The organism is Bradyrhizobium sp. USDA 3256, assembly GCF_054058275.1.
In genome coordinates this window covers 5,966,680-5,978,530 of record NZ_JBSSAE010000002.1, presented here as the reverse complement: position 1 = coordinate 5,978,530, position 11,851 = coordinate 5,966,680, and the positions used below count along the sequence as shown (strand labels likewise).

At 65.2% G+C, this 11,851-nt stretch carries 12 protein-coding genes; 9 read left to right on the top strand and 3 right to left on the bottom strand.

Annotation, left to right across the window (positions count from 1 at the left end; genetic code table 11):
* The first annotated feature begins 44 nt into the window (after nt 1-44).
* Both ACVWY5_RS30185 and htpX read left to right on the top strand, forming a co-directional pair.
* Nucleotides 45-1,697 (top strand): ATP-binding protein, encoded by a 1,653-nt coding sequence (locus tag ACVWY5_RS30185; protein WP_051376065.1) that lies wholly within the window; start codon nt 45-47, stop codon nt 1,695-1,697.
* A gap of 237 nt (nt 1,698-1,934) precedes the next feature.
* Entirely contained in the window at nt 1,935-2,864 is a 930-nt protein-coding gene (htpX, locus tag ACVWY5_RS30180) for a zinc metalloprotease HtpX (RefSeq protein ID WP_028333206.1), read from the top strand.
* Between the two features lie 255 nt (nt 2,865-3,119).
* Here htpX and ACVWY5_RS30175 read toward each other — a convergent pair whose 3' ends face one another.
* A complete protein-coding gene (locus tag ACVWY5_RS30175; protein WP_028333205.1) occupies nt 3,120-4,070 on the bottom strand; it encodes an aldo/keto reductase in 951 nt (316 codons plus the stop codon).
* A 405-nt stretch (nt 4,071-4,475) separates the two neighbouring features.
* Between ACVWY5_RS30175 and ACVWY5_RS30170 the strand changes: the two genes are divergently transcribed.
* Nucleotides 4,476-4,811, top strand: coding sequence for a GYD domain-containing protein (locus ACVWY5_RS30170; RefSeq protein WP_028333204.1), 336 nt, complete (start codon nt 4,476-4,478; stop codon nt 4,809-4,811).
* A gap of 797 nt (nt 4,812-5,608) precedes the next feature.
* On the opposite strand, the gene ACVWY5_RS30165 is transcribed toward ACVWY5_RS30170, so the two are convergent.
* Complete coding sequence (locus ACVWY5_RS30165; protein WP_028333203.1) at nt 5,609-7,051, bottom strand: helix-turn-helix domain-containing protein; 1,443 nt, start codon at nt 7,049-7,051, stop codon at nt 5,609-5,611.
* A gap of 428 nt (nt 7,052-7,479) precedes the next feature.
* On the opposite strand from ACVWY5_RS30165, the gene ACVWY5_RS30160 reads away from it, so the two are divergent.
* The 3 genes from ACVWY5_RS30160 to ACVWY5_RS30150 all read left to right on the top strand — a co-directional run bounded on the left by ACVWY5_RS30160 (nt 7,480) and on the right by ACVWY5_RS30150 (nt 9,321).
* Complete coding sequence (locus ACVWY5_RS30160; protein ID WP_016839740.1) at nt 7,480-7,689, top strand: DUF4170 domain-containing protein; 210 nt, start codon at nt 7,480-7,482, stop codon at nt 7,687-7,689.
* A gap of 312 nt (nt 7,690-8,001) precedes the next feature.
* Complete coding sequence (locus ACVWY5_RS30155) at nt 8,002-8,574, top strand: hypothetical protein (RefSeq protein WP_028333202.1); 573 nt, start codon at nt 8,002-8,004, stop codon at nt 8,572-8,574.
* 21 nt (nt 8,575-8,595) lie between these two features.
* Entirely contained in the window at nt 8,596-9,321 is a 726-nt protein-coding gene (locus ACVWY5_RS30150; RefSeq protein ID WP_028333201.1) for a glycine-rich domain-containing protein, read from the top strand.
* On the opposite strand, the gene ACVWY5_RS30145 is transcribed toward ACVWY5_RS30150, so the two are convergent.
* The gene (locus tag ACVWY5_RS30145) at nt 9,318-10,205 is read right to left on the bottom strand and encodes a metallophosphoesterase family protein (RefSeq protein ID WP_028333200.1); all 888 of its coding nucleotides are present in this window, start codon (nt 10,203-10,205) and stop codon (nt 9,318-9,320) included. The two genes, ACVWY5_RS30150 and ACVWY5_RS30145, sit on opposite strands and share 4 nt — an antisense overlap.
* A gap of 112 nt (nt 10,206-10,317) precedes the next feature.
* Between ACVWY5_RS30145 and ACVWY5_RS30140 the strand changes: the two genes are divergently transcribed.
* The 3 genes from ACVWY5_RS30140 to ACVWY5_RS30130 all read left to right on the top strand — a co-directional run bounded on the left by ACVWY5_RS30140 (nt 10,318) and on the right by ACVWY5_RS30130 (nt 11,825).
* Nucleotides 10,318-10,842: an NUDIX domain-containing protein gene (locus ACVWY5_RS30140; protein WP_050387377.1), complete on the top strand. Its 525-nt coding sequence runs from the start codon at nt 10,318-10,320 to the stop codon at nt 10,840-10,842.
* 39 nt (nt 10,843-10,881) lie between these two features.
* Nucleotides 10,882-11,394, top strand: coding sequence for a GNAT family N-acetyltransferase (locus tag ACVWY5_RS30135; protein WP_028333198.1), 513 nt, complete (start codon nt 10,882-10,884; stop codon nt 11,392-11,394).
* 113 nt (nt 11,395-11,507) lie between these two features.
* Nucleotides 11,508-11,825 (top strand): EthD family reductase, encoded by a 318-nt coding sequence (locus ACVWY5_RS30130; RefSeq protein ID WP_016839733.1) that lies wholly within the window; start codon nt 11,508-11,510, stop codon nt 11,823-11,825.
* Nucleotides 11,826-11,851: the final 26 nt, after the last annotated feature.

The window sequence follows — 11,851 nt, the reverse complement described above, 5'->3', positions numbered from 1 at the left end:
CGCGGGCAGGGGTGTCGGCGGATCGATCACGCCCGGAGGGACCCATGTGGAGTTTTCTCGAGCGTCTCTTGGATTCGTCGACGTTTTCGCCGCACGGCATCTGCCTGTTGTGGGAGCCGGAGCTGATCTGGCTCCACGTGATTTCAGACGCGATCATTGCCGCTTCGTATTTCTCGATTCCGTTTGCGCTGGCGATCCTCGTCTCCAAGCGGCGCGACTTCCAGTTCGGCTGGATGGCGTGGCCGTTCGCCGCGTTCATCCTCGCCTGCGGCCTCAACCATGTGTTCTCGATCTACACGCTGTGGGTGCCGATCTACGGTCTCGAGGGCCTGCTCAAGGCGCTGACCGCTGTCGCCTCGATCTTCACCGCAGTGCTGCTCTGGCCGCTGATCCCGCGGATCCTCGCGATCCCGACCGAAGAGCAGCTGCGCGAGGCCCATGTCGCGCTCGCGGAGGAGGGACGGCAGCGCCAGCGCTCGGAATTCCTGCTCGAGCGTTTCCGCGAGGCCGAGGCCAATGAGAGCAAGATCCGTCAGGCGCAGAAGATGGAAGCGGTCGGCCAGCTCACCGGCGGCATTGCGCACGACTTCAACAACATCCTCACCGTCATCACCGGCACGATCGACATCCTGGCCGAGGCGGTCACTCACAACCGCCAGCTCACGGAGATCACCGCGCTGATCCGCGACGCCGCCGAGCGCGGCGCATCGCTGACGCGGCATCTGCTCGCCTTCGCGCGCAAGCAGCCGCTGCAGCCGAGCGACATCGACGTCAACGCGTTGATGGTCGACACCATCGAGCTGCTGCGGCCGACCATCGGCGACCATGTCGACATCGATTTTCGCTCCGAACCCGATCTGCCGCGCGTACTGGTCGATGGCAACCAGCTCGTCACCGCGATCATCAACCTTGCGCTCAACGCGCGCGACGCGATGCCGAAGGGCGGCCGGCTGACGATCGAGACCCGCACCGCCGAGCTCAAGCCATCGGACGTGAACGGCCATGACGGGCTTGCCGCCGGCGACTACGTCGCGATCGCGCTGACCGACAACGGCCGGGGCATTGCGGAAGCCGATCTGGCCAAGGTGTTCGAACCGTTCTTCACCACCAAGGACGTCGGCAAGGGCACCGGGCTCGGCCTCAGCATGGTCTACGGCTTTGTCAAGCAATCCAACGGCCACGTCGTGCTCGACAGTGAGATCGGTCGCGGCACCAGGGTAATGCTCTATCTGCCGCGCGCGGCGGTGGTCTCTGCGGCAGCAGTACCCGAGCGGCGGCAGCCGGACGCGCGCGGCGCGCGGGAAATCGTGCTCGTCGTCGAGGACGACAGACTGGTGCGCTCCTATGTGCTGACCCAGATCGAGAGCCTCGGCTACACCACGCTGTCGGCCAATAATGGCCGCGAAGCCCTTGCCGTGCTCGACAGCGGCGCGCCGATCGATCTGTTGTTCACCGACGTCATCATGCCGGGCGCGATGAACGGGCGCGACCTCGCCACCGAGGCGCGGAAGCGCCGCCCCGGCCTTCGCGTCCTCTTCACGTCGGGCTATACCGATGACGCCATCGATCAGGACGGCAAGCTCGAGCAGGGCATCCTGTTCCTGGCAAAACCCTACAGCCGCGCCGAGCTCGCCCGTATGTTGCGCGTCGCGCTGCGCGAGGACGAAGCGGCGATCGCGCAGGAGCCGGCGGCGTAGGCGCGCCCCTGTAGCCCGGATGGAGCGAAGCGCAATCCGGGGGCAATGTGCGCCGCAGAAGCGATCCCGGATTTCGCTGCGCTTCATCCGGGCTAGGGGTGACTGCTTGCACATAACCGATGTTAACCCGCGCCGCGTCGCTGCGACGCACTGGTTCCCCTTGCGGCGTCAGCGGCAAAATCCCTACCTCAGTGGCGTCAGTTGTGGCAGCATTCCGTCTGCCGTCAGGGAACCACGATGAACTATTTCCGCACCGCGCTCCTGCTTGCCGGCCTCACCGCCCTGTTCATGGGGGTCGGCTATCTGATCGGCGGCGGCACCGGCGCCGTGATCGCGCTGATGGTCGCGGCTGCGACAAATCTGTTCACCTACTGGAATTCCGATCGCATGGTCCTGTCGATGTACGGCGCCCATCAGGTCGATGCGGGCTCGGCGCCCGAACTCTACAATCTCGTCGCCGAGCTGGCGCAGCGCGCCGCGCTGCCGATGCCGCGCGTGTTCCTGATGGACGAGGCGCAGCCCAATGCGTTCGCGACCGGCCGCAATCCGGAGAATGCGGCCGTCGCCGTCACCACGGGCCTGATGCAGCAGCTCAGCCGCGAGGAGCTTGCCGGCGTGATCGCGCATGAGCTTGCGCATATCAAGCATCACGACACGCTCACCATGACGATCACGGCGACGATCGCCGGCGCGATCTCGATGCTGGCGCAGTTCGGCATGTTCTTCGGCGGCAACCGCAACAACAACGGACCCGGCATCGTCGGCTCGATCGCGATGATGGTCCTGGCGCCGCTCGGCGCCATGCTGGTGCAGATGGCGATCAGCCGCACCCGCGAATACGCCGCCGACAATTATGGCGCCCGCATCGTTGGCCAGCCGATGTGGCTTGCCTCGGCGCTCGCGAAGATCGAGAACGCCGCGCACCAGGTGCCGAACATGGAGGCCGAGCGCAATCCGGCCACCGCGCACATGTTCATCATCAACCCGCTGTCGGGCCACGGCGTCGACAACCTGTTCGCGACCCACCCCTCGACCGCGAACCGCATCGCCGCGCTGCAGCAGCTCGCCGCCGAACTCGGCACCCAGACCGCGCCGCGCCCGGCCGGTGGAAGCTATCCGCCGCGCAGCCCGTGGGGCGGATCCGGCCAGCGCGGCCCGTGGGGCTAGGGTGAGGTGAGGCGGGATTGGACGGCAGCCGCGAAGGCGGTGTGCTCCCTCGCCCCGTTCTTACGGGGAGAGGGTTGGGGTGAGGGGCTGTCTCCGCAAATACGGCGGTAGCTGCATTCGCGGAAGCTCTCCCTCACCCGGAACACATCTAGCGATGCGTCATAGCCGAAGCCTTGCTTCGGCGTTCTTGAGAACGGCCGCCGAAGGCGGCCTCTGCCTCTCCTCGCACGCGGGGCGAGGTGAAGTGGAGCCGCGCTACGCGCTCGCGGCATCCAGCCGTTCGACCTGGTTTTTGCTCAGCTCAAGTTTGGTCGCCGCGACCAGCGTTGCGACCTGCTCGGGCCTGGTGGCGCTGGCAATCGGCGCGGTGACGGCGGGTTTTGCCATCAGCCAGGCGAGCGCAACCGCGGCCGGCTCGGCGTGGGTTTCCGCGGCGACCTCGTCGAGACCGGCCAGGATGCGCATGCCGCGCGGGTTCATGTATTTTGGAATGCTGCGTGCACCGCGCGGGCTCTTGGCGAAGTCGCTCTCCGAGCGATATTTGCCGGTCAAAAATCCGGCGGCGAGCGAGAAGAACGTGATCACGCCGACGTCGTTCGCCTCGCAGACGCGTTGCAGCGCGCCTTCGTAGCTTGAGCGCTCCGCGAGGCTGTATTCGGGCTGCATGCTCTCGTAGCGCGGCAGGCCGTTCGCCTTGGCAATGTCGAGCGCGCTCTGGAGTCGTTCCGCCGAGAAGTTCGAGGCGCCGATCGCCCTGACCTTGCCGGCCTTGATCAGTTTGTCATAGGCCGCGAGCGTCTCTTCCTGCGGTGTTGTCTCATCGTCCTTGTGGGACTGGTAGAGGTCGATGAAATCGGTCTGCAGCCGCCGCAGCGAGTCCTCGACGGCGCGCGCGATGTAGTCCGGCTTCAGCCCGACATTGCCGCCGCCCATGTCCATGCCGACCTTGGTGGCGAGGATGATGCGGTTGCGGTTGCCGCGCGCCTTCATCCATTTGCCGATGATCGTTTCGGATTCGCCGCCGCTGTGGCCCGGCACCCAGCGCGAATAGACATCCGCCGTATCCAGGAATGTCAGCCCCTGATCGAGCACGGTGTCGAGCAGGCGAAACGACGACGTCTCGTCCACTGTCCAGCCGAATACATTGCAGCCGAAGCACAGGGGAGGAACAGTGAGGCCGGAGCGGCCGAGCGCGCGATGCTTCATGAATTTTCTTTCGCTTGTTCTTGATAGCGGGCGCCGGACACTGAGGCAGATCGCCCTTGTTTGCAAGGCGTCGTCCCGTAACCGCCTGGCAGGCGCCCATGCGTCGCTTGGCCAGCTCGGATGGATCGGATCCGTTCGTCGGTCAGGTCAGGCGCGCTGCCCCTCGGTGCCGCATCGACCAAGGAGAGATTTCGTCGCAGAGCAGAAACGCGATTTTATTTGCCGCGGGTCTGATGTAGATTGCGCGGCGAGCTGCCACCGGTTGCGCCGAAATCCGGAGAATGAGCGGCAGCGCGACTGGCCATCGGCAGGCCATTTCTTCTCATTTTTCAGTACGAAATGCTCTGCTCGGGCCGCGCGCCTGGGTGAATGTTTTTTTCATTCCAACCAAACGGAGCGATTGCCATGCATTTCTGCTTCTCTGGTGAATACACCCCGCGTTCCCTGAACAACATCATGGAAAACCCGACGACCAATCGATACGAGGCCGCGAAGAAGTTGATTGAGGCCGCCGGCGGAAAGCTGATTTCGATGTACAGCACGGCGACCGATGGCCCCGGCGTGATGGTGATCTTCGACGTGCCGGATCCGAGCTTCGCGCCTGCGATCAGCGGCGTGGTCGTGGCGGCCGGCGCCATGCAGAATGTGCGGCTGGTCCGGCTCTTTACCCAGGATGAGATCAAGGTGGTGCGTCAGCACGCGACCAAGCTCAAGACCGCCTACACGCCGCCCGGCGGCTAGCAGACCGAGCGATCCAAAACGGCGCAGATCGATCTGACGCTGTTGTCTCTCTCGCGCGGCGGCGCTTGCCAGCGCGCCGCGCGAAGGCGAGGGCCGTTGCGCGCCACAGATCCGGGGCGCGGTCGACGGATGGGCAGTCGCTCAGGCGGATGTCCTGCGCGCATGCCGGCTCGCAAGCCCCGGCTGGTTGTGCCGTCGCATGACGTCCGCCGCCTCGCTCGGCATGTCGTCGGGCGAAAATCGCCGCCATTCCTGAGTCACGCGCGCATCGCACCGCCGGCATCTCGGCGCGCGTCACATGTCTAAAACAATGAGCGACTAGTTGTGCGACCGTTGATGTCTCATGTCGCGAGAATGCGGAGGCATGACTCAGTGGCTGAGCCACAAGCTCGGTGTCGTCCCTGCGAAAGCAGGGACCCACAACCACCAATGCTGATTGTCGAGCGACGCTGGGACGACGAGTCCCGTCTACAATGTCCGTCACGGCGTATGGGTCCCTGCTTTCGCAGGGACGACGCATGGGGTGAACATCATGGCCAAACAACAACCCGGACGTTCGCGCCGCACTTTCATCGGCGCCGCCATCGCAGGGCTTCCTGCGACACTTCTGCCGCGAACCGCCGCGGCCTCCGACAAGATGACCAAACCGCAGGCGGAATATCAGGATACGCCGAACGGCATCTACTCCTGCGGCATGTGCACGCTGTTTGTCGCGCCCGATGGCTGCAAGGTGGTCGGGGCGCGATCAGCAAGGATGGCTGGTGCAAGGCCTTTGCCGCGGTGGATTGATCCTGAGCTCACAACTCCCGCGCATTCGAGAACGCGAACGAGGACACGCGCCGCGTGGTCTCGTCCAGGATCAAGGTGCGCGTGATCGGCGGCTCGGCGCGCTGGCTGCAATTCTCGCGCTCGCAAAGCCGGCAGTTGACGCCGATCGGGGTGCCCTCGACCTTTTCCAGATCCATGCCAGTGGCATAGACGAGCTTGGCCGCATGCCGGATCTCGCAGCCGAGCCCGATCGCGAAGCGCGGCTGCGGCTGCGGGTAGGGCGCCACCGGCCGGCGCACCATCTGCGCGATCGAGAAGTAGCGCGTGCCGTCCGGCAATTCGATCACCTGGCTGAGCAGGCGATCCGGCATGTCGAAGGTCGAATGCACGTTCCAGAGCGGGCAGGTGCCGCCGAACTTGGAGAACGGGAAGGTGCCGGAGGAGAACCGCTTCGACACGTTGCCGGCATTGTCGACACGCAGCAGGAAGAACGGCACGCCGCGCGCGTTCGGCCGCTGCAACGTGGTGAGACGGTGGCAGACCTGCTCGAAGCCGGCGTTGAAGCGCTGCGCTAGCACGTGGACGTCGTAGCTCAAGGCTTCGGCTGCGGAATGAAACGCCTGATAGGGCATCATCGCGGCGGCTGCGAAGTAATTGGCGAGCGTGATGCGGTAGAGCCGGCGCGCGGTGTCGTCGAGCGGGCCGGCGCGGCTGACGATGGCGTCGATCGCGGCGCCGCACTCGACAAAGCCGATCTGCAGCGCAAGCTGGAAGCTGCGGCCGGAGCTGTCGACGAGTTCGGAGATCAAGAGCTGCCGGCGGTGCCGATCGAAACGGCGCAGCGTCTCGCGCATCACGTCGACCGGCATCACGCGGGTCAGAATCGAATGTTTTTCGCGCAAGCGCGTGGTCAGCGCCGTGAAGAGGCCTTCGGTCGGCACGTTGAGCTCGTCGCGCAAATTCTCCGCGGCGGTCTCGAGCTCCGGAAAATAGTTGCGGTTGGCCTCGATCAGGTCGCGCACCCGCTCGATCGGGTTGGCGTCGAATTGCGAGCCTTCGCGATCGGCCATCTGCGCCGCCACCAGCGTCTCGCCGCGGCGGGCCTCGGTGTAGGCGGCGTAGAGCCGCTGCAGCGCATGCGTCACGCCTGGGCAGAGCTCGGCGAGGTCGCGCAGCTCCTGCTTCGGCAGGTCGATCTGGCGGAACAGGGGATCGGAGAAGATCTCGTTGAGTTCCGCGAAGAAGCGGTCCTCGTCGGCGGTGGCGAGGTCGCGCAGATCGAGGTCGTAGGTCTCGGCCAGCCGCAGCAGGATCTGCGCCGTCACCGGGCGCTGGTTGCGCTCGATCAGGTTGATGTAGGAGGGCGAGATCCCGAGCCCCTCGGCGATCTGGGTCTGCGACAGCCCCAATTGCTGGCGGATCCGCCGGAAGCGCGGACCGACGAACAGCTTCTTGCCGGATTCACCGGGCACGGGTTGGTCTCGATTGTCGCAGCAAATTCTGACCGCCTCGCCCCGCGCGCGGGGAGAGGCCGGATCGCATCGCCAGATGCGATCCGGGTGAGGGGGACTCTCCGCGAGTCTCGCTGCGGAGATAGCCCCCCACCTCAACCCTCTTCCCGTAAGAACGGGGAGAGGGAGAAGAAAAACCGGCGGGCATGGCAGGCTTCCTGACCTATGTTGTGACAATATTTACAAATCGACATTTATTACAAGTTCAGATGTTACATGACATCACCAATAAAAAACAAGGCATCTGTACGAACTTCGCGTTTTCGCGTTTATCTCCTGACACGCAATTCGCAATGCGCTGTCAAGAATGTCGATGCGGCGAACAGTTGCGGGAATTAAGGTGCAGGCGGCTGGGCAAAGGCAGCCCGATTTTTTGAAGGAGACTGACGATGAGCAAAGGCAGCAATTTCTGGGTGATCGGCGGCGAGTTCGGGTCGATGAACTTCCACAAGCTCGTCGAAGGCTCGGCCCAGGTCCGCGGTCCGTTCAAGACCCGCAAGGAAGCCGAAGAGTGCTGGAAGGAAGTCTCGGAAGAGAGCCGCCACAAGGCCGGCGTGCGCTTCTCCATCGTCGAGGAGCCGTCACGGGTTTCGGCCTGAGCGAGCGTGATCCGGAAAAGTGGGAACCGGTTTTCCCTCGCGACAAACGCAAGCGTTTGCGCGGAGATGATGCTCAAACAAGAGATGACGTCGCGATACGCGATCGCATCGTGAGGCAGCTAAGAAAACGTCCAAGGACGGCGGCCCCATCCGGTTTCATCCGGGTGGGGTCGACCGCTTTTGGGACAGCGTCAGGCCCTTGATCTGGGGATAAGTGGCGGCCTAAGTGCTTGGGAACCAACGCCCTTTGCGGACATCTTGGTTGCTGATAGGTTAATGCGCAGGAAACCCGTCACCACGAGGCCGCAAGGCATGTCCGATCCGCAGAACACCGGCAGCGAGGCGCGCGAGATGCGGCCGACGCTGCGAGAGGCGCTGCGGCGGGCGCGGATCGAGGCGGCCGATCGCACCGGTGTTGTCGTCGAACTGCGCGACGCCGAGGTGGCGCGGCTCGAGATCCTCAACGATGCGCTCGATCCGCTGTTCGCGCAGGTGCCGGACAAGGTCGATCTGTTCGACCGCGGCATCAGCCAGGGCGAGACGCCGCGGCTGTGGATCGACGTGGTCGCGCATGTGCTGATGGGGCGCGACAAGCGGATCTACCGCTTCGTGCAGGACACGAGGTTCGGCCGCATCGTGCTCGCCGAATCGCATGACGTGGCCGCGATCGTCGATGCCGTCACCGACTATGTCGCGCGCCGCCTGATCGAGCGCGAGCATGCGATGGTGGCAACGCCGCTTCCGGTTGCCGAGCGGCCGGCGCCGCCGCCCGTCCCGGTGGCGCCGAAGCGCCGTGGCGGGATCGGCGTGTTCGTGTTCGGCTTCGTCATGGGCGCGCTCGCGCTGTTCGGCCTCGCGCTGTTTGCGAGCTTGCAAAACTTCTAGCCGCTCGAGGGGCGGGGCATCGTGGTCATAACACCCGCCTCGGCATTTTTCGGCGTCCTCGCGGCCGCCGCGGTGGTCGGCAGCGCCGTGCTGTTCGGCAAGTGGCAGACGTTGCGGCGTGCCGAATACATCCGCACCTTTCACTGGCCGGCGGGCCTGTTGGCGCGGCTCGAGAAGCGTCACCCCGGCTTCACCCGCAAGGACAGCGCGCTGGTCTCGCGCGGCCTGCGGCAGTTCTTCCTCGCCTATCTGATGAGCGGCAGGCGTTACGTCTCGATGCCGTCGCAGGCGGCCGACGACCTCTGGCACGAATTCATTCTCTACACCCGCGAATACGACGCGTTCTGCCGCCGCGCCTTCGGCGGCTTCCTGCATCACACCCCCGCGGTCGTCCTGGTGAAGGAGCGGCGCAGGAGCAATGAGGGGCTGCGGCGGGTCTGGTGGTACTGCTGCAAATACGAGAACATCGATCCGGTCAGGCCGACCCGGCTGCCGCTGCTGTTCGCGCTCGACGCCAAGCTGAACATCGCGAACGGCTTCATCTACCACACCGACTGCGAGGCGCTGCGCCGCAGCGGCATCGGTGGCAGCAGTCCCTATTGCGGCGGCGATTTCTCCGACTCCTCGATCGACGGATCGTCAGCCGGCTTCGACGATGCCGGCAGCGACGGGAGCAGTGGCAGCGGTGACGGCGGCGGCGGCGACAGCGGCGGCGGTGGGTGTGGCGGCGGCGGGGGCGGCGATTAGGACAGTCGTACTTGCTTCAATTCGCGAATGCCGGCGTGATCGCCGAGGCCGCGTACGGTCTGCTCGCAGCGCCAGCCATTGCCGTCACGCTCGATCGTGAACAGATTGTAGGCCGCAGCCGGATAGTGCTTGCGCGCCAGCGCCGATGCCGACGGCACGCCGATCGCCGGGATCCTCCGCTCCGGGCCGTCGAACCACATCGTCGAATGGATGTGGTCGTGGCCATGCAGCACCAGCTCGACGCCGTGGCGCCTGAGCAGCGCCAGCAGCTGATGCGAATCGGTCAGCCGCTTGGCGCGGCCGTCGGAGTGCAGCGGGTGATGCACCAGGAGGACGCGGAAGGCGTTCTCCCGCGACAGCTGCGCGAGAATCGCATCAAGCGCATCGAGCTGGGGATGGCCGAGCCAGCCGGTCGCCATCAGCGGCGGCGTCGGCACCGCCGAGGAGACGCCGATCAGCGCAAGCGGCCCGCGGCGGCGCACGAACGGAAAATGCGTTGCCGCGCCGTCGGCGTCGCCGCGCAGATAGTCGCCGAAGTGACTGACGAAGCGATGCCGGGTCGCACGCACATAGGCGTCGTGGTTGCCGGGGACCACGGTGACGTCGGCAGGTGAACCCACGCCCTCCAGCCATTGCCGGGCCGGATTGAACTCGGCATCCAGCGCCAGATTGACCAGGTCACCGGTCACGGCGACATGGTCCGGCTGCTGCGCCTGCATGTCCGACACCAGCGCGTCGAGCACGTCGCGGCGGTGATATTTGTGACGGTTGCGCGTCCAGTTCAGGTAGCCGAAGGCGCGCTTGCCGGCGAGATCGCGCAGCCGCGCCGCCGGCAGCGGCGGCAAATGCGGGTCCGACAGATGCGCGAGGCGGAACGCCGCCATCATGCGATTCCCTTCGGATTGTCCGCGAAAAGTGGCCGGCAGCCGGTCATGTCGTGCTATCCCGAACGTCCTGCCCTGTATTGGCAAGAGCCGCGCAGGCGCGCAAGGATCAATGCACGGATCAAAGCACCATGATGTCGAGGGTTCAGTGACGGTCCTGCTCGATTTACGCAAGCGCTACGAGCCGCAGATCAGATGGGTGTTTCATTTCTACTGGCGGCTGGTCCGCAGCATGACGCTCGGGGTCCGTGCCGTCGTGCTCGATGCCGACAACAGGGTGTTCCTGGTCAAGCACAGCTACGTCCACGGCTGGTATCTGCCCGGCGGCGGGGTCGAGGTCGGCGAAAGCTTTATCGAGTCGCTGCGGCGCGAATTGGAGGAGGAAGGGCGGATCGAGCTCAAGGGTGAGCCGGCGCTGCACGGCATCTTCCACAACAGCCACGTCTCGCCGCGCGATCATGTCGCGGTCTACGTCGTCAGGAACTATCGGCAGGACCGCCTGCCGGAGCCGAATCGCGAGATCGTGGCCTGCGGCTTCTTCGATCCGGCTGATCTGCCTGACGAGACCACCCCCGGCACGCGGCTGCGGATCGCGGAGGTGCTCGAGGGCAAGCCGCCGACGGCGACATGGCGGTGATGGACCGCGCCCGCGCCAGATGCTATCCCGCGCCCCACAATGACCGAATTGTCCCTGACCATCCTGACCGAGACCCCGAAAGACGCCCAGGCGATCGAGCGCCTGCACGAGCGCACCTTCGGGCCCGGCCGCTTCGTGCTCAGCGCCTACCGGCTGCGCGAGCATGTCGACCATCTGCTCGATGTCTCCTTCACGGCGCGGATCGGCACGCTGCTGGTCGGCTCGGTGCGCCAGCTGCCGGTCACGATCGGCGATACGCCGGCCCTGATGCTTGGGCCGTTGACGGTCGAGCCGCCGTTCCGCAGCCGCGGCGTCGGCCGTGCGCTGCTCGAGCGTGCGATCAATGATGCCCGCGCCAAGGGCCATCGGCTGATCGTGCTGGTCGGCGACGAGCCGTATTATGCGCGGATCGGCTTCAAGCCGGTCCCGAAGGGACGCATGACCATGCCCGGCCCGGTCGATTACAGTCGCTTGCTTGTCATGGAACTGGTCGACGGCGCGTTCGAGGGCGTATCCGGGCCGATCCAGCCGGACTGGAGCAAGGCGATCTGACATCCGCGCGAGCGGTGCCGGAACGGTTGCGCACCATCGGAAACTGAAGCACAGTTGAGGCAAGCGCCGGGACAAGACCGGCGCATGTCATATCAACAGGGAGAGTGTGCGCCATGATCAAGGTCAGTGTGATGTATCCGAATAATCCAGGCGCACGCTTTGATCACGACTATTATCGCGACAAGCACATGCCGCTGGTGAAGGCGCGGCTGGGCGACGCATGCAAATACTACACCGTCGACAAGGGCCTCGCCGGCGGCGCCCCGGGGCAACCCGCAACCTATGTCGGAATGTGCCACATCTTCTGTGACTCGGTTGAGGCCTTTGCCGCCGGCATGGGCAAGCACGCCCAAGAGATCATGGGGGACATCCCGAACTACACCGATCTGCAGCCGGTGATCCAGATCAGCGAAGTCGTCGTCGGCCACTGATCGAGCAGGTTACGCGGCTCCCCTCA

Bases quoted from the DNA above. Each gene is read 5' to 3' on its own strand.
- ACVWY5_RS30185 (WP_051376065.1), top strand. From the start codon at position 45: ATGTGGAGTTTTCTCGAGCGTCTCTTGGATTCGTCGACGTTTTCGCCG.
- htpX (WP_028333206.1), top strand. From the start codon at position 1,935: ATGAACTATTTCCGCACCGCGCTCCTGCTTGCCGGCCTCACCGCCCTG.
- ACVWY5_RS30175 (WP_028333205.1), bottom strand. From the start codon at position 4,070: ATGAAGCATCGCGCGCTCGGCCGCTCCGGCCTCACTGTTCCTCCCCTG.
- ACVWY5_RS30170 (WP_028333204.1), top strand. From the start codon at position 4,476: ATGCATTTCTGCTTCTCTGGTGAATACACCCCGCGTTCCCTGAACAAC.
- ACVWY5_RS30160 (WP_016839740.1), top strand. From the start codon at position 7,480: ATGAGCAAAGGCAGCAATTTCTGGGTGATCGGCGGCGAGTTCGGGTCG.
- ACVWY5_RS30155 (WP_028333202.1), top strand. From the start codon at position 8,002: ATGTCCGATCCGCAGAACACCGGCAGCGAGGCGCGCGAGATGCGGCCG.
- ACVWY5_RS30145 (WP_028333200.1), bottom strand. From the start codon at position 10,205: ATGGCGGCGTTCCGCCTCGCGCATCTGTCGGACCCGCATTTGCCGCCG.
- ACVWY5_RS30140 (WP_050387377.1), top strand. From the start codon at position 10,318: ATGCACGGATCAAAGCACCATGATGTCGAGGGTTCAGTGACGGTCCTG.
- ACVWY5_RS30135 (WP_028333198.1), top strand. From the start codon at position 10,882: ATGACCGAATTGTCCCTGACCATCCTGACCGAGACCCCGAAAGACGCC.
- ACVWY5_RS30130 (WP_016839733.1), top strand. From the start codon at position 11,508: ATGATCAAGGTCAGTGTGATGTATCCGAATAATCCAGGCGCACGCTTT.